Origin of the sequence: Pseudomonas oryzae (assembly GCF_900104805.1) — a bacterium.
Lineage (GTDB): Bacteria > Pseudomonadota > Gammaproteobacteria > Pseudomonadales > Pseudomonadaceae > Geopseudomonas > Geopseudomonas oryzae.
In genome coordinates this window covers 3328651-3343629 of sequence record NZ_LT629751.1, presented here as the reverse complement: position 1 = coordinate 3343629, position 14979 = coordinate 3328651, and the positions used below count along the sequence as shown (strand labels likewise).

Sequence of the window (14979 nt, the reverse complement as noted above, 5' to 3'; positions counted from 1 at the left end):
ATCTGCTGGGCAGGGCTCAGCAGTTACCCTTCTTGGCCTGACCCGGGGGGCAGAAGCCGCCGCGGTGGGGATGGTATCCGTCGTCGTAATCGCGACGATAGCTGGTGCGGCGCCCGTCGCGGTAACCGTCACGGTAACTGCCGTCGCGACGATCGTCGCGGCTGGCGTCGCCCATGTTGTTGCCCAGCGCGCCGCCGGCGCCGCCGCCCACGGCCGCGCCGATCAGGCCACCGGTGGTGCCGCCGACGGCGTTGCCGACCGCTTGGCCACCCGCCGCGCCGAGGCCGCCGCCAATGGCCGCTTCGGTCTTGTTGCCGCGCTCGGCGCCGACCGCACTACCGGCCGCGCCGCCCACGCCGGCACCGATGGTCGCGCCGGTGCTGCCGCCGACGGTCTGGCCGACCACGGAACCGAGTACTCCGCCGAGTGCGCCGCCGACGGCGGCACGGCCATCGCCGTCGGCCGCCCAGGCGCTGCTGCCGGCCAGGGTCAGGGACAACAGGATCAGGGGGGAGTATTTCATCTGAGCTATCACTCGAGAGGGATGATGGCGCCGATCCTGTGCAGGTCGGCATCTTTTGGCAAGTCCTCAAGCGACGATCGGTGACTTGTTGCGCTTTTTTACCGTCTTTCGCGCAGTTTTGGGAACCTTTTCGCCTGCGCGGCAGTCACATCGCTCTTGGTCGGTGCCGGTCTGCTGCCGGGAGGTCTCAGTCGTCCCAGCGATCGTGACGGTGGTGTCTGTGCTTGCGCCAGTGCTTGTGCCGGCGGCCGTCGCGGTAACCGTCGTGGTAGCTGTCGCGCCGCCGCTCCGCCTCGCTGGCGTCGCCCATGTTGTTGCCCAGCGCACCGCCGGCGCCGCCGCCCACCGCTGCGCCGATCAGGCCACCGGTGCTGCCGCCGATCTTGTTGCCGACGACGTTGCCGCCGGCCGCGCCGAGGCCGCCGCCGATGGCCGCTTCGGTCTTGTTGCCGCGCTTGGCGCCGACCGCGCCACCGGCCGCGCCGCCGAGGCCGGCGCCGATGGCTGCGCCGGTACTGCCGCCGACGGTCTGGCCGACCACCGAGCCCAATACCCCGCCGAGGGCGCCACCGACGGCGGCGCGGCCATCGCCGTCAGCGGCCCAGGCGCTGCCGCCGGCCAGGGACAGGGAGAGCAGGAGCAGGGGAGCGTATTTCATAGCGTGCGTTCATCCTTGCAGGTTGGTGGCGCCGATCTTGCTCAGCGGCTGGGTGCTTGGCAAGCATTCAGCCGACGATCGGCACCGTGACGCACGTTTTTCCTGAAATTCGCGGAATTTGTGGAACCTTGGCCGCAATCTGGCGTCAGACCTGGGTTGCAGTCGCCGCGTGCAAGCCATCGAGCAGCTCCCGGTAGCCATCCACCGCGGCGAATTCCTCGGTGTCCTTCAGCGGTCCCCGGCTGTCCGGCTGGCGGATGCCGAGCAGGTGGGCGATGCCGTACTGGCGGGCGCTGCGCAGGATCGGCAGGCTGTCGTCGATGAACAGGCTGCGTGCCGGCGCGAAGCCGAAGTCCTGCTGCAGGGCGAACCAGAACTGCTGGTCCTCCTTGGGGAAGCCGTAGTCGTGGGAGCTGATCAGGCGGTCGAACCAGGGCGCCAGCTCGACCCGTTCGAGCTTGAGCGATAGCGAGTCGCGGTGGGCGTTGGTGATCAGCGCCACGCGCTTGCCGGCGGCGCGCAGGGCGGCGAGGAAGCGGTCGGCGTCCGGGCGCAGGGCGATCAGGTGGGCGATCTCCTCCTTCAGCGCGCGCACCGGCAGGTCCAGTTCGCGGCTCCAGAAGTCCAGGCAGTACCAGGTCAGTTGGCCGGCATGGCGCTGGAACAGCGGCAGCAGTTCGGCCAGCGCGGCGTCGAGCGTGGTGCCGTGCTTGTCCGCGTAGCGCTGCGGCAGGTGGTGCAGCCAGAAGTGGTTGTCGAAGTGCAGGTCGAGCAGGGTGCCGTCCATGTCGAGCAGGACGGTGTCGATCTGGGTCCAGGGCAGCTGGGGCATGGTATCGCGCTTCGCGTGGATGGTCCGCCGGGCGGCGGCGCCAGGGGTCGAAAGAGGGCGGGTTATGGTAACGTGTCGGCTCGCCAAGGAGTCCAGCATATGCGCCAGAAACCCGATGTCCTAGCCCGTGCCATCGTGGCCAAGAGCCGCCTGTTCACCGTCGAGGAGCTGCAGCTGCGTTTCGCCAACGGTGTCGAGCGCACCTACGAGCGGCTGCTCAGCCGCGGCCTGGGTTACGGCGCGGTGATGGTGGTGGCGCTGGAGGATGCCGAGAACGTGCTGCTGATCGAGGAATACTGCGCCGGCACCGACGCCTACGAGGTGTCGCTGCCCAAGGGCCTGATCGAGCCGGGCGAGGACGTGCTGGCGGCGGCCAATCGCGAGCTGAAGGAGGAGGCCGGCTTCGGCGCCCGCCAGCTCGAGCACATCACCGGGCTGTCGCTGTCGCCCGGCTACATGAGCCAGTGCATCCAGGTGGTGCTGGCCCGCGATCTGTACCCCGAGCGCTTGCCCGGCGACGAGCCGGAGGAGATCCGCGTCTCGCGCCTCAATCTGCGCGACATCTCGCGTCTGGCGGTTTCCGAGCACTTCAGCGAAGGCCGCGCGCTGGCCGCGCTGTACCTGGTGCGCGACCTGCTGACCCAGCGTGGGGAATATCAACCGTGAGCCATCCGCTGCTGCCCGCGGTGGTCGAGCTGGTGCAGCGCGCCGGTGCCGCGACCCTGCCGTTCTGGCGCGTCGAGGTGGCCATCGAGCTGAAGGCCGACGCTTCGCCAGTTACCGCCGCCGACCTGGCCGCCCACCGCCTGCTGGCCGACGGCCTGGCGGCGCTGGCGCCCGATGTGCACCTGCTGTCCGAGGAGGACTGCGCGATCGAACATGGCGTGCGCCGGCACTGGTCGCGCTGGTGGCTGGTCGATCCGCTGGACGGCACCAAGGAATTCATCGCCGGCAGTGCGGAGTTCACCGTCAATGTGGCGCTGATCGAGGCCGGTCGGGTGGTGTTCGGCGTGGTCGGCGTGCCGGCACGCGGGCAGTGCTTCTACGGCGGCGCGGGCCTCGGCGCCTGGCGCCTGGATGCGCAGGGCGAGCAGCCGATCAGCGTGCGCATCGCTCCGGCCGAAGCCTTCACCGTGGTGGCCAGCCGGCGTCACTCCAGCCCGGCCCAGGAGCGCCTGCTCGCCGGCCTGGGTGCGCGCTTCGGCGACCTGGCGCTGGCCAGTGTCGGCAGCTCGCTGAAATTCTGCATGCTCGCCGAGGGCAGCGCCGACTGCTATCCGCGCCTGGCGCCCACCTCGCAGTGGGACACCGCGGCGGCGCAGGGCGTGCTGGAAGGCGCCGGCGGCGAGGTGCTCGACCTGCGCGGGCGGCCGCTGGCCTACCCGGCGCGCGAGGACTACCTCAACCCGCACTTCCTCGCCCTGCCGCAGGCCGCCGAGTGGCGCGAGGAGCTGCTGCAGCTGGCCCTGGCGCTGGATTGAGGCAGGCGCTCCGATGACTTGTAGGGTGGACAACTCGCGCGGCGATTGTCCACCGGTCAGGCCACGGCGCGGGTACTGGTGGAAATCCGCTGCGCGGGTTTGCTACGGGGTGACCATCCACCCTGCGTGCTGCACTCACTTGTGCAGCACATACTCCCCATGCAGATGCACCGCCGTTTCGCCGCTCGGCGCGGGGATGCGGATGTCCAGGTACAGGCGCGCGCGGCCGCGGCGGCGGTACAGGGTCTCGAACTTCTTCCAGTCTTCCTCGGCAGGCGCCGCGCAGATCGCCACGGCCTCCTCGACCACCGGCAGCGGGTAGTCGATCTGTCCGCCCTTGATCACGATGTGACCGTCGTCGATGCCGGCCTCGCGCAGGCGCAGGGTCAGCCAGCCCCAGCCGGCCAGCACGCTGATGCTGTACAGGCTGCCGCCGAACATGCTGCCGGTGTGGTTGCTGTTCGGCGCCAGCGGCATGGCCAGGCGAAGCTCGTGGTTCTCGTAGCCGGCCACGCGCAGCTGCATGGCGCGGGTCAGCGGAATGTCGCGGTGGAGGAGGTCTTGCAGGTACTGACAGTCGGGATGCATGTCCGGAAAGGTCCAGGTGCGCTGACAACGGGTAGCCAATGATCCTGCGTCGCGGCAGCCAGCGCAATCGCGCTGCCGGTCATCGGTTGGCGGCTGGCGCTGCGCTGTCAGCGTTTCCGGCGGGAGTATAGTGAATGGATGCCGACGCCTGCAGGGCGGCGGGGCGAGTCTGCTGCCGTTGCTGCCGGGCGGGGCTGAACGTACCTGTGGAGGTACTCGCCATGAAAATGCACTCCTTCAATCAGTACTCGCACGACCTGGGGATTGCGGTTCACGATCTCTGGCTCACCACCAAGGTGAAATCCGCCCTGGAGATGGCCAGGCCGACCCGCGGTCAGCATATCCATGTGCGGACGCACGCCGGGGTGGTGGCGCTCAGCGGCCAGGTCGAAACCCACCGCCTGTGCGAGCAGGCCGTCGAGCTGGCCCGTGCCGTGCACGGCGTCAGAGAGGTGGACGCCCACGAGCTGGAAACCTGGATGGTCGCCCCCGGCCATCTGCCCGAAGCGGGCAATGCCGAGGAAAGCGCGGACCACGAGGCCGAGGTCGCCAGGCGCCGGGAACGGATCCGTGGGCCCCACGGAGGCGATACGCCGTGATGAAAAAAGCCCCGCGCGGCTCTGGAGCCGGCGGGGCTTTCGCTACTGCGGCGGGGCTTACAGGCCGGCGGCGGCGCGCAGCGCCTCAGCCTTGTCGGTACGCTCCCAGGTGAAGGCGGTGAAGGTATCGTCGCCCACGGTCATCTCGAACGGGTTGCGGCCGAAGTGTCCGTAGGCCGCGGTCGGGCGGTACATCGGGTGCAGCAGGTCGAGCATCTTGGTGATCGCGTACGGACGCAGGTCGAAGTGCTCGCGGACCAGCTGGACGATGCGCTCGTCGCTGATCTTGCCGGTGCCGAAGGTGTTGACCGAGATGGAGGTCGGCAGGGCCACGCCGATGGCGTAGGACACCTGGATCTCGCAGCGCTCGGCGAGGCCGGCGGCGACGATGTTCTTGGCCACGTAGCGGCCGGCGTAGGCGGCCGAGCGGTCGACCTTGGACGGGTCCTTGCCGGAGAAGGCGCCGCCGCCGTGGCGGGCCATGCCGCCGTAGGAGTCGACGATGATCTTGCGGCCGGTCAGGCCGCAGTCGCCCACCGGGCCGCCGATGACGAACTTGCCGGTCGGGTTGATGTGGAACTGGGTGTCCTTGTGCAGCAGTTCGGCCGGCAGGGTGTGCTTGATGATCAGCTCCATCACCGCTTCCTGCAGGTCGGCCTGGCTGATCTCCGGGTTGTGCTGGGTGGACAGCACCACCGCGTCGATGCCGACCACCTTGCCGTTCTCGTAGCGGCAGGTGACCTGGCTCTTGGCGTCCGGGCGCAGCCACGGCAGCAGGCCGCTCTTGCGCGCTTCGGCCTGGCGCTCGACCAGACGGTGGGAGAAGCAGATCGGTGCCGGCATCAGCACGTCGGTCTCGTTGCTGGCGTAGCCGAACATCAGGCCCTGGTCGCCGGCGCCCTGGTCTTCCGGCTTGGCGCGGTCGACGCCTTGGTTGATGTCCACCGACTGCTTGCCGATGATGTTCAGCACGCCGCAGGTGGCGCCGTCGAAGCCGACGTCGGAGCTGGTGTAGCCGATGTCGCAGATCACGTCGCGGACGATCTGCTCGAGGTCGACCCAGGCGCTGGTGGTGATCTCGCCGGCGACGATGGCCACGCCGGTCTTCACCAGGGTCTCGCAGGCCACGCGGGCGTGCTTGTCCTGGGTAATGATGGCGTCGAGCACCGCATCGGAGATCTGGTCGGCGATCTTGTCCGGATGGCCTTCGGACACGGACTCGGAGGTGAAAATGGAATATTCGCTCATCTATCGGTTCCTGTTATTACCGGTGGGTGAGTCGGCCTCGCGGCCGTGTCATACAGCTGTAGTCAATTCTGATCCGGGCGGGCGAAGTGCCGTACCTGGATCTGGAAACCGTTGCGCAGGCCCAGATACAAGCTTTCGCCGCTCTCCAGTCCCGCCTGTTCGGCCCAGCGGGCCAGTTCGTCCTGATCGAAACCCAGCCACAGATCGCCGCACGCCTCGCGCGCCCAGCCCTGGGCATGGCTGCACAGCTCGGTCAGCAGCAGGCTGCCGCCGGGGCGGACCAGCCGCGCCAGCTGGCGCATCGCCACGGCCGGCTCGGCGAAGTGGTGCAGCACCATGTTCAGCACCACGCAGTCGGCCGGCGCCTGTTCGTCGTGCAGCGCATCGGCCAGTTTCAGTTCGACGTTGGCCAGTCCTTCGGCCTGGCAGCGCTGGCGCGCCAGTTCGAGCATCGCCGGGCTGCTGTCCAGCGCGGTGACGGCGGCGAAGCGCCGCGCCAGCTCGGGCAGGAAGGCGCCGTCGCCGGGGCCGACCTCCAGCGCGGTGGCGCTGGCCGGGAAGTGCAGGGCGTCGAGCAGGGCCAGCAGGCTGTCGCGGTACTGCGGCAGGCCGGCGATCAGGTCCTGCTGGGCGCGGAACTTCTCCACGGTACGGGCGAAGAAGTCGTGCGCCGCAGCGGCGCGCTGCGCCTGTACCTCGGCGATGCGCGCCTGCACCTCGCCCGGCAGCTCCAGCGTGTCCACCTCCTCGAGCAGCGCCGCGTGCAGCGTGCTGCCGGTCTCGCCGCCGCTCGCCAGGGCGCGGCGATAGAAGATCGCGGTGCCCTCGCGGCGGGTGGCCACCAGCCCGGCCTGGGCCAGCACCTTGAGATGATGGCTGATGCCCGACTGGCGCATGGCGAAGATCTGCGCCAGCTCCAGTACGCCGAACGAGTCGCTGGCCAGCACGCGCAGCACACGCAGGCGCAGCGGGTCGCCGGCAGCCTTGCACAGGGCGGCCAGGTGCTCGCTCGGGTCGTGGCGGAGGGCAGGCTGGATGCTCATAAGGCGGCGAAGTCTAGTCGGCGCGATCCGGTGGCGCAATGCCTGTATCAAAAAGTTTTGATATTGGCGCTTGATCACAGTCCGGACGGCAGGCCGATTCGCCCGGATCGACCATCTGTGATTGCCCGTTCCCCCGCCTGTGGGCGAAAATGGCGGCCTTTTTTCGTCAAGCCCCCCTGCAGGAGACCAGCGATGCCCAGCCGTCGTGACCGAGCCAATGCCATTCGTGCCCTCAGCATGGATGCCGTGCAGAAAGCCAACAGCGGCCATCCCGGCGCACCCATGGGCATGGCGGACATCGCCGAAGTGCTGTGGCGCGACTACCTCAAGCACAACCCGCAGAACCCGCAGTGGGCCGACCGCGACCGCTTCGTGCTGTCCAACGGCCACGGCTCGATGCTGATCTACTCGCTGCTGCACCTCTCCGGCTACGACCTCGGCATCGACGACCTCAAGCAGTTCCGCCAGCTGCACAGCCGCACCCCGGGCCACCCGGAATACGGCTACACCCCGGGCGTGGAGACCACCACCGGCCCGCTCGGCCAGGGCATCGCCAACGCCGTCGGCTTCGCCCTCGCCGAGAAGGTGCTGGCCGCGCAGTTCAACCGTCCGGGCCACGACATCGTCGATCACCACACCTACGTGTTCCTCGGCGACGGCTGCATGATGGAAGGCATCAGCCACGAAGTCTGCTCGCTGGCCGGCACCCTGGGCCTGGGCAAGCTGGTCGCCTTCTACGACGACAACGGCATCTCCATCGACGGCGAGGTCGAGGGCTGGTTCACCGACGACACCCCGGCGCGCTTCGAGGCCTACGGCTGGCAGGTGATCCGCAACGTCGACGGCCACGACGCCGAGGAGATCAAGCAGGCCATCGAGACCGCGCGTGGCGAAACCGCGCGCCCGACCCTGATCTGCTGCAAGACCGTGATCGGCTTCGGTTCGCCGAACAAGGCCGGCAAGGAAGAGTGCCACGGTGCGCCGCTGGGGGCCGACGAGATCGCCGCCACCCGCGCCCAGCTCGGCTGGAACCACGGCCCGTTCGAGATCCCGGCGGACATCTACGCCGAGTGGGACGCCAAGGAAGCCGGCACCGCCCGCGAGGCCGCCTGGAACGACAAGTTTGCCGCCTACGCCGCCGAGTTCCCCGAGCTGGCCGCCGAGTTCCAGCGCCGCCTGGCCGGCGAGCTGCCCGCCGACTTCAGCGCCAAGGCCGCCGCCTACGTCGCCGAGGTCGCCGCCAAGGGCGAGACCATCGCCAGCCGCAAGGCCAGCCAGAACACCCTCAACGCCTTCGGCCCGCTGCTGCCCGAGTTCCTCGGCGGCTCGGCCGACCTCGCCGGTTCCAACCTGACCCTGTGGAAGGGCTGCAAGGGCCTGGCCCACGACGACGCCGGCGGCAACTACGTGCACTACGGCGTGCGCGAGTTCGGCATGGCGGCGATCATGAACGGCGTCGCCCTGCACGGCGGCTTCATTCCCTACGGCGCCACCTTCCTGATCTTCATGGAATACGCGCGCAACGCCGTGCGCATGTCGGCGCTGATGAAGCAGCGCGTGCTGCACGTGTTCACCCACGACTCCATCGGTCTGGGCGAGGACGGCCCGACCCACCAGCCGATCGAGCAGCTGGCCAGCCTGCGCGGCACGCCGAACCTCGACTGCTGGCGCCCGGCCGACGCGGTGGAGTCCGCGGTGGCCTGGAAGTACGCCATCGAGCGCCAGGACGGCCCGTCCGCGCTGGTGTTCAGCCGCCAGAACCTGCCGCACCAGCCGCGCAGCGAGCAGCAGATCGCCGACATCGCCCGCGGTGGCTACGTGCTCAAGGACTGCGCCGGCGAGCCGGAACTGATCCTGATCGCCACCGGTTCTGAAGTCGGTCTGGCCGTGCAGGCCTTTGATGCGCTGACCGCGCAAGGCCGCCAGGTGCGCGTGGTGTCGATGCCGTCGACCACCGTGTTCGACCAGCAGGACGCCGCCTACAAGCAGGCCGTGCTGCCGGTGCAGGTCGGCGCGCGCATCGCCATCGAGGCCGCGCATGCCGACTTCTGGTACAAGTACGTCGGCCTGGAAGGCCGCATCATCGGCATGACCACCTTCGGCGAATCCGCGCCGGCCGGCCAGCTGTTCGAGGAGTTCGGCTTCACCCTCGACAACATCCTGGAAACCGCTGCCGAGCTGCTGGACGCCTGATGCCGCGCGAGGTGGATGGCTGCGGCCATCCACCCTGCAGGGTCTGATCCTTCCGTAGGGTGGAAAACCCGCGCAGCGGTTTTCCACCACCGGCACCACAAGCAGAGCAGCCATGCCCAACCGTCCCTACAAAGTCGCCCTCAACGGCTACGGCCGCATCGGCCGCTGCGTGCTGCGCGCCCTCTACGAGCGCGGCGCGGATGCCGCCCTGGAGATAGTCGCGCTCAACGATCTGGCCGACCAGGCCAGCATCGAGTACCTGACCCGCTTCGACTCCACCCACGGCCGCTTCCCCGGCGAGGTGAAGGTCGCCGGCGACTGCCTGCACATCAACGGCGACTGCGTGAAGGTGCTGCGCCAGGCGACGCCCGAGGCCATCGACTGGGCGGCGCTGGGCGTCGATCTGGTGCTGGAGTGCTCCGGCGTCTACCACAGCCGCGCCGATGGCGAGCGTTTCCTCGCTGCCGGCGCGCCGCGCGTGCTGTTCTCCCAGCCGATGGCCAGCGAAGCCGACGTCGACGCCACCGTCGTCTACGGCGTCAACCAGGCCAGCCTGAGCGGCGCCGAGAAGCTGCTGTCCAACGCCTCGTGCACCACCAACTGCAGCGTGCCGCTGCTCAAGTTGCTCGACGAGGCGATCGGCCTCGACTACGTGGCGATCACCACCATCCACTCGGCGATGAACGACCAGCCGGTGATCGACGCCTACCACCACGAGGACCTGCGCCGCACCCGCTCGGCGTTCCAGTCGGTGATCCCGGTGTCCACCGGCCTCGCCCGTGGCATCGAGCGCCTGCTCCCCGAATTGTCCGGACGGGTCAAGGCCAAGGCGATCCGCGTGCCGACGGTCAACGTCTCCTGCCTGGACATCACCCTGCAGACCCGCCGCGACACCAGCGCGGCCGAGATCAACCGCGTGCTGCGCGAGGCCGCCGCCAGCGGCCCGCTGCAGGGCCTGGTGGCCTACACCGAGCTGCCCCACGCCAGCTGCGACTTCAATCACGACCCCCACTCGGCCATCGTCGATGGCAGCCAGACCCTGGTTTCCGGCCCGCGGCTGGTCAACCTGCTGGCCTGGTTCGACAACGAGTGGGGCTTTGCCAACCGCATGCTCGACGTGGCGGAACACTTCCTGCGCGTCGCCCATCGCCCACAGCCCATGTAAAGGACTGAGCCCATGACCGTTTTGAAGATGACCGACCTCGACCTCGCCGGTAAGCGCGTGCTGATCCGCGAAGACCTCAACGTCCCGGTGAAGGACGGCGTGGTGAAGAGCGACGCGCGCATCCTGGCCTCCCTGCCGACCATCAAGCTGGCGCTGGAGAAGGGCGCGGCGGTGATGGTCTGCTCGCACCTGGGCCGCCCGACCGAGGGCGAGTTCTCCGCCGAGAACAGCCTGCAGCCGGTCGCCGACTACCTGTCCAAGGCCCTCGGCCGCGACGTGCCGCTGGTCCGGGACTACCTGGGCGGCGTCGACGTGCAGCCGGGCCAGGTCGTGCTGTTCGAGAACGTGCGCTTCAACAAGGGCGAGAAGAAGAACAGCGACGAGCTGGCGCAGCAGTACGCCGCGCTGTGCGACGTGTTCGTCATGGACGCCTTCGGCACCGCCCACCGTGCCGAGGGTTCGACCCACGGCGTGGCCAAGTTCGCCAAGGTCGCCGCGGCCGGCCCGCTGCTGGCCGCTGAGCTGGAAGCCCTGGGCAAGGCCCTCGACAAGCCGGCGCGGCCGATGGTCGCCATCGTCGCCGGCTCCAAGGTGTCCACCAAGCTCGACGTGCTGAACTCGCTGGCCGAGATCTGCGACCAACTGATCGTCGGCGGCGGCATCGCCAACACCTTCCTCGCCGCCGCCGGCTACAAGGTCGGCAAGTCGCTGTGCGAAGCCGACCTGCTGGATACCGCCAAGGCCATCGCCGCCAAGGTCGCCGTGCCGCTGCCGGTCGACGTGGTGGTCGCCAAGGAATTCGCCGAGTCGGCCTCCGCTACCGTCAAGGGCATCAATGAGGTCGCCGACGACGACATGATCCTCGACATCGGCCCGCAGACCGCCGCGATGTTCGCCGAGATGCTCAAGGCCTCGCAGACCATCCTGTGGAACGGCCCGGTCGGCGTGTTCGAGTTCGACCAGTTCGGCAACGGCACCCGGGCGCTGGCCCAGGCCATCGCCGCCAGCGACGCCTTCTCCATCGCCGGTGGTGGCGACACCCTGGCGGCCATCGACAAGTACGGCGTGGCCGAGCAGATCTCCTACATTTCCACCGGTGGCGGCGCCTTCCTCGAGTTCGTCGAGGGCAAGGTCCTGCCGGCCGTGGCGGTGCTGGAAGAGCGCGCCAAGGCCTGAGGCCATGACCGTAGGGTGGACAACAGCGCAGCCTTGTCCACCGTGGGCGCCGATTGGTGGACAAGCACTGCGCGCGTTGTCCACCCTACGCCGACCGCAAGCATATTGCGCCCGACCTGCCCCTGCGGCAGGCTGGGCACCGATCAAACGACCCTTACTGGGAGCTACACAGATGGCACTTATCAGCATGCGCCAGATGCTGGACCACGCCGCCGAATTCGGCTACGGCGTGCCGGCCTTCAACGTCAACAACCTCGAGCAGATGCGCGCCATCATGGAAGCGGCCGACAAGACCGATTCCCCGGTGATCGTCCAGGCCTCCGCCGGCGCCCGCAAGTACGCCGGCGCGCCGTTCCTGCGCCACCTGATCCTCGCCGCCATCGAGGAATTCCCGCACATCCCGGTGTGCATGCACCAGGACCACGGAACCAGCCCGGACGTCTGCCAGCGCTCGATCCAGCTGGGCTTCAGCTCGGTGATGATGGACGGCTCGCTGATGGCCGACGGCAAGACCCCGGCCGACTACGACTACAACGTGCGCGTCACCCAGCAGACCGTGGCCATGGCCCACGCCTGCGGCGTGTCGGTGGAAGGCGAGCTGGGCTGCCTGGGCAGCCTGGAAACCGGCCAGGCCGGTGAAGAGGACGGCGTCGGCGCCGAGGGCACCCTCGACCACAGCCAGATGCTCACCGATCCGGAAGAAGCCGCGGCCTTCGTCAAGGCCACCCAGGTCGACGCCCTGGCCATCGCCATCGGCACCAGCCACGGCGCCTACAAGTTCACCAAGCCGCCGACCGGCGACGTGCTGGCCATCGACCGCATCAAGGAAATCCACAAGCGCATCCCCAACACCCACCTGGTGATGCACGGTTCCTCCTCGGTGCCGCAGGAGTGGCTGGCGATCATCAACCAGTACGGTGGCGACATCAAGGAAACCTACGGCGTGCCGGTCGAGGAGATCGTCGAGGGTATCAAGCACGGCGTGCGCAAGGTCAACATCGACACCGACCTGCGCCTGGCCTCCACCGGCGCCATGCGTCGGATGATGGCTGAGCACCCCAGCGAGTTCGACCCGCGCAAGTTCTTCGCCAAGACCATCGAAGCCATGCGCGACATCTGCATCGCCCGCTACGAGGCCTTCGGCACCGCCGGCAACGCCTCGAAGATCAAGCCGATCTCCCTGGAAGGCATGTACCAGCGCTACGCCAAGGGCGAGCTGGCCGCCAAGGTCAACTGATCCGGCGCGTTCGCTGCTCGCAGTCCCACAAGGCCCGCCCCGTGCGGGCCTTGTGCTGTACGGGGCTCAGTCCTCGGCTTCGACCAGCTCGCTGGCTGGGCGCGGCACTGGTTCCGGCCTGGCCGGCGCCTGGTTGGAGTACAGCTCGAACTGCATGTTGGCGTAGTTGCTGGCGCCGCTGAGGTCGGGGAACAGCGTCAGGTGGTTGATGTTCATCTGCTCCAGGCCGCGCAGCACGTCGATGCGCTCGGTGTTGGGCAGGTAGATCTTCTTGAGGATGGCGCGCTTGGCCCCGGCGAACTCGTGGGCGATCAGCGACTCCAGCTCCTCGCCCGACTCACAGAACGAGAACAGGCCGTTCTGGCCGAGCACCCGGGCGTTCTCGTCGGAGTTCGGCGTGTAGAAGCGCACCGTGCTCGCCAGGGCCGAGTGCTCCACCTCGTTCTTGTTCAGCGAGATGACGATGCGCTTGCGCGTGTCGTCCTCGCCGGTGCGAGCGAAGGCGAAGAACGCCGCGGTGTAGGGCGAGTGGGTCCAGTCGAGCAGCGGGGTGAGCAGCTCGAAGTGCTGGCCGAGCGCCCACCATTCCAGCGGCTCGTCGTACTGCGGCGGGTTGGCGCCGCGCTTGCCGCGGATCGCCATCTTGAAGCGGTCGAGCTGCGCGCTGCGCAGCTGCTCGGTCTTCGACTTGTCGAGGATCTTGCGGTCGATGGTCGACTCGAGCCGGTAGTAGTCCTTGCGATGGCCGCGATGCACCCAGCCGCAGCCGGGCGAGAATGTTTCCTGGATGTAGTCGATGAAATAGTTCCACTTGCGGATGTGGATTTCCTCGATGCCATCCCTGACCCGGCCGGAGGTCCAGCGCGGTTGATGATCTTTGCTCATGCTCGAGACTCTGTGCACAAACGGTGACTCGCCGGCGTGCGGCGCTGGAGCGGAAAGGCTGCCTGGGGACTGGGCGCGGCAGGCCCGGAGCCCGGATCGGCGCTCCCGCGGGCGTGCCGAGCGGTTGCCAAAGGTAGCACGGAAGGTGGCGGCGTCGCTGTGGGACAGGCGGTCGCGGCCGGAGAGTCCGGCGAAGAACCGCCGGGCCGGCGGATCGACGCGGCCCCGGCATGCGCCCGCGCTGGCCGGTGGCTGCGCTATAGTCGGCGACGGAGTTTTCCCCGAGAGCGCGCTCATGGACGAGTTCAACCCCTACGCCCCGCCGGGCGCCAAACCGCCCGCGCCGCCGGCCGGCACGCTGCCGGGCCTCGGCATCTACCGCCTGGTCAACTGGCTGTATGCCGCGTTCATGCTGTTCTGCCTGATCAGCCTGCTGCACAGCGGTACGCTGCGCGCCGAATTCCACCACCTGCTGGTGGTGAGCATCTTCCTCGCCCCGCTGCTGTGCTTCCTGCTGGTGATGAGCCGCCGCGAGGCGCTGTTCCGCCGCTGGTACTGGGGGCAGGCGCTGGGCACCGGCTGGCTGCTCCTGCTGTGCCTGCTCGACCTCACCGAGGGGCCCGGGCTGCGCGGTATCGGCGTGTTCATGACCGCGGTGAACGCCGCCGCGCTGCTGGCCGGCCAGCACTTCCTGCTCGCGCGCCGGCTTCCCGGCGGCGAGCCGGCGGAGCGGCAGGGCGGTTAGAATGGCGGCCTCGTATCCCCATCGCTGGCCCCGCCGATGACCGCGCTCAAGTACCTCGCCGCCTACCCGTCCCACCTGCAGGAGCAGGTGCACCGGCTGATCGACGCCGGCCGTCTCGGCGAGTACCTGGCCCAACGCTACCCCGAACGCCACGCGGTGCAGAGCGACAAGGCGCTGTACGCCTACGTCATGGAGCGCAAGCAGCGCTTCCTGCGCAACGCGCCGGGCATCGACAAGGTGCTCTACGACAGCAAGCTCGACGTGCTGCGCAACGCCCTCGGCCTGCACACCGCGGTGTCGCGGGTGCAGGGCGGCAAGCTCAAGGCCAAGAAGGAAATCCGCGTCGCCGCGCTGTTCCGCGACGCCGCGCCGGAGTTCCTCGACATGATCGTGGTCCACGAGCTGGCGCACCTGCGCGAGTTCGACCACAACAAGGCGTTCTACCAGCTCTGCGAACACATGCTGCCCGGCTACCAGCAGCTGGAGTTCGACCTGCGCCTGTACCTGACCTGGCGCGAGCTGGGCTGAGTCCCGCTGCCCGTCTGCGGCTCCCGTCGGGGTAGGCTGGGTAACTCGCGCAGCGATTACCCGCCAGACAGACCGTCC

General features: G+C 68.7%; 16 protein-coding genes. 9 read left to right on the top strand and 7 right to left on the bottom strand.

The genetic code is table 11. The annotated features are described in order from the left end of the window. Positions 1 to 16 precede the first annotated feature (16 nt). The 3 genes from BLT78_RS14980 to yrfG form a co-directional block, all read right to left on the bottom strand. Positions 17 to 523 carry a hypothetical protein gene (locus BLT78_RS14980; RefSeq protein ID WP_090349800.1) on the bottom strand — a complete coding sequence of 169 codons (507 nt, stop codon included), beginning with the start codon at positions 521 to 523 and terminating at the stop codon, positions 17 to 19. 187 nt (positions 524 to 710) lie between these two features. Further along, entirely contained in the window at positions 711 to 1181 is a 471-nt protein-coding gene (locus tag BLT78_RS14975; RefSeq protein ID WP_090349798.1) for a hypothetical protein, read from the bottom strand. 145 nt (positions 1182 to 1326) lie between these two features. After that, positions 1327 to 2013: a GMP/IMP nucleotidase gene (gene yrfG, locus BLT78_RS14970; protein WP_090349794.1), complete on the bottom strand. Its 687-nt coding sequence runs from the start codon at positions 2011 to 2013 to the stop codon at positions 1327 to 1329. Between the two features lie 99 nt (positions 2014 to 2112). On the opposite strand from yrfG, the gene nudE reads away from it, so the two are divergent. Continuing rightward, entirely contained in the window at positions 2113 to 2679 is a 567-nt protein-coding gene (nudE, locus tag BLT78_RS14965) for an ADP compounds hydrolase NudE (RefSeq protein WP_090349792.1), read from the top strand. Further along, positions 2676 to 3494, top strand: a complete 819-nt coding sequence (gene cysQ / locus BLT78_RS14960; protein WP_090349789.1) for a 3'(2'),5'-bisphosphate nucleotidase CysQ — start codon at positions 2676 to 2678, stop codon at positions 3492 to 3494. Before nudE ends, cysQ begins: the two co-directional genes overlap by 4 nt. 135 nt (positions 3495 to 3629) lie before the next feature. Here cysQ and BLT78_RS14955 read toward each other — a convergent pair whose 3' ends face one another. Continuing rightward, positions 3630 to 4082, bottom strand: coding sequence for a thioesterase domain-containing protein (locus tag BLT78_RS14955; RefSeq protein ID WP_090349786.1), 453 nt, complete (start codon positions 4080 to 4082; stop codon positions 3630 to 3632). Between the two features lie 221 nt (positions 4083 to 4303). Here BLT78_RS14955 and BLT78_RS14950 point away from each other — a divergent pair, with 221 nt between their 5' ends. Next, complete coding sequence (locus BLT78_RS14950; RefSeq protein ID WP_090349783.1) at positions 4304 to 4681, top strand: BON domain-containing protein; 378 nt, start codon at positions 4304 to 4306, stop codon at positions 4679 to 4681. 57 nt (positions 4682 to 4738) lie between these two features. Here BLT78_RS14950 and metK read toward each other — a convergent pair whose 3' ends face one another. Together metK and BLT78_RS14940 are read right to left on the bottom strand one after the other, a co-directional pair. Continuing rightward, a complete protein-coding gene (gene metK / locus BLT78_RS14945; protein ID WP_090349780.1) occupies positions 4739 to 5929 on the bottom strand; it encodes a methionine adenosyltransferase in 1191 nt (396 codons plus the stop codon). 62 nt (positions 5930 to 5991) lie between these two features. Next, entirely contained in the window at positions 5992 to 6972 is a 981-nt protein-coding gene (locus BLT78_RS14940) for an ArsR/SmtB family transcription factor (RefSeq protein WP_090349777.1), read from the bottom strand. Between the two features lie 192 nt (positions 6973 to 7164). Here BLT78_RS14940 and tkt point away from each other — a divergent pair, with 192 nt between their 5' ends. The 4 genes from tkt (at position 7165) to fba (ending at position 12743) form a co-directional block, all read left to right on the top strand. Further along, complete coding sequence (gene tkt, locus BLT78_RS14935) at positions 7165 to 9165, top strand: transketolase (protein ID WP_090349775.1); 2001 nt, start codon at positions 7165 to 7167, stop codon at positions 9163 to 9165. Positions 9166 to 9277: 112 nt separating this feature from the next. Further along, positions 9278 to 10330, top strand: a complete 1053-nt coding sequence (gene epd, locus BLT78_RS14930; RefSeq protein ID WP_090349773.1) for an erythrose-4-phosphate dehydrogenase — start codon at positions 9278 to 9280, stop codon at positions 10328 to 10330. A 12-nt stretch (positions 10331 to 10342) separates the two neighbouring features. Then, a complete protein-coding gene (locus BLT78_RS14925; protein ID WP_090349770.1) occupies positions 10343 to 11506 on the top strand; it encodes a phosphoglycerate kinase in 1164 nt (387 codons plus the stop codon). Between the two features lie 172 nt (positions 11507 to 11678). After that, a complete protein-coding gene (fba, locus tag BLT78_RS14920) occupies positions 11679 to 12743 on the top strand; it encodes a class II fructose-bisphosphate aldolase (RefSeq protein ID WP_090349767.1) in 1065 nt (354 codons plus the stop codon). 66 nt (positions 12744 to 12809) lie between these two features. Here fba and BLT78_RS14915 read toward each other — a convergent pair whose 3' ends face one another. After that, positions 12810 to 13628, bottom strand: a complete 819-nt coding sequence (locus tag BLT78_RS14915) for an FRG domain-containing protein (protein ID WP_157719551.1) — start codon at positions 13626 to 13628, stop codon at positions 12810 to 12812. A 295-nt stretch (positions 13629 to 13923) separates the two neighbouring features. Between BLT78_RS14915 and BLT78_RS14910 the strand changes: the two genes are divergently transcribed. Beyond that, positions 13924 to 14373 carry a hypothetical protein gene (locus tag BLT78_RS14910; protein WP_090349763.1) on the top strand — a complete coding sequence of 150 codons (450 nt, stop codon included), beginning with the start codon at positions 13924 to 13926 and terminating at the stop codon, positions 14371 to 14373. A gap of 36 nt (positions 14374 to 14409) precedes the next feature. Beyond that, positions 14410 to 14901 carry a M48 metallopeptidase family protein gene (locus tag BLT78_RS14905; RefSeq protein WP_090349760.1) on the top strand — a complete coding sequence of 164 codons (492 nt, stop codon included), beginning with the start codon at positions 14410 to 14412 and terminating at the stop codon, positions 14899 to 14901. Positions 14902 to 14979 lie beyond the last annotated feature (78 nt).

Bases quoted from the DNA above. Each gene is read 5' to 3' on its own strand.
- BLT78_RS14925 (WP_090349770.1), top strand. From the start codon at position 10,343: ATGACCGTTTTGAAGATGACCGACCTCGACCTCGCCGGTAAGCGCGTG.
- BLT78_RS14980 (WP_090349800.1), bottom strand. From the start codon at position 523: ATGAAATACTCCCCCCTGATCCTGTTGTCCCTGACCCTGGCCGGCAGC.
- metK (WP_090349780.1), bottom strand. From the start codon at position 5,929: ATGAGCGAATATTCCATTTTCACCTCCGAGTCCGTGTCCGAAGGCCAT.
- BLT78_RS14915 (WP_157719551.1), bottom strand. From the start codon at position 13,628: ATGAGCAAAGATCATCAACCGCGCTGGACCTCCGGCCGGGTCAGGGAT.
- BLT78_RS14940 (WP_090349777.1), bottom strand. From the start codon at position 6,972: ATGAGCATCCAGCCTGCCCTCCGCCACGACCCGAGCGAGCACCTGGCC.
- BLT78_RS14910 (WP_090349763.1), top strand. From the start codon at position 13,924: ATGGACGAGTTCAACCCCTACGCCCCGCCGGGCGCCAAACCGCCCGCG.
- yrfG (WP_090349794.1), bottom strand. From the start codon at position 2,013: ATGCCCCAGCTGCCCTGGACCCAGATCGACACCGTCCTGCTCGACATG.
- BLT78_RS14955 (WP_090349786.1), bottom strand. From the start codon at position 4,082: ATGCATCCCGACTGTCAGTACCTGCAAGACCTCCTCCACCGCGACATT.
- nudE (WP_090349792.1), top strand. From the start codon at position 2,113: ATGCGCCAGAAACCCGATGTCCTAGCCCGTGCCATCGTGGCCAAGAGC.
- BLT78_RS14975 (WP_090349798.1), bottom strand. From the start codon at position 1,181: ATGAAATACGCTCCCCTGCTCCTGCTCTCCCTGTCCCTGGCCGGCGGC.
- BLT78_RS14905 (WP_090349760.1), top strand. From the start codon at position 14,410: ATGACCGCGCTCAAGTACCTCGCCGCCTACCCGTCCCACCTGCAGGAG.
- epd (WP_090349773.1), top strand. From the start codon at position 9,278: ATGCCCAACCGTCCCTACAAAGTCGCCCTCAACGGCTACGGCCGCATC.
- BLT78_RS14950 (WP_090349783.1), top strand. From the start codon at position 4,304: ATGAAAATGCACTCCTTCAATCAGTACTCGCACGACCTGGGGATTGCG.
- fba (WP_090349767.1), top strand. From the start codon at position 11,679: ATGGCACTTATCAGCATGCGCCAGATGCTGGACCACGCCGCCGAATTC.
- tkt (WP_090349775.1), top strand. From the start codon at position 7,165: ATGCCCAGCCGTCGTGACCGAGCCAATGCCATTCGTGCCCTCAGCATG.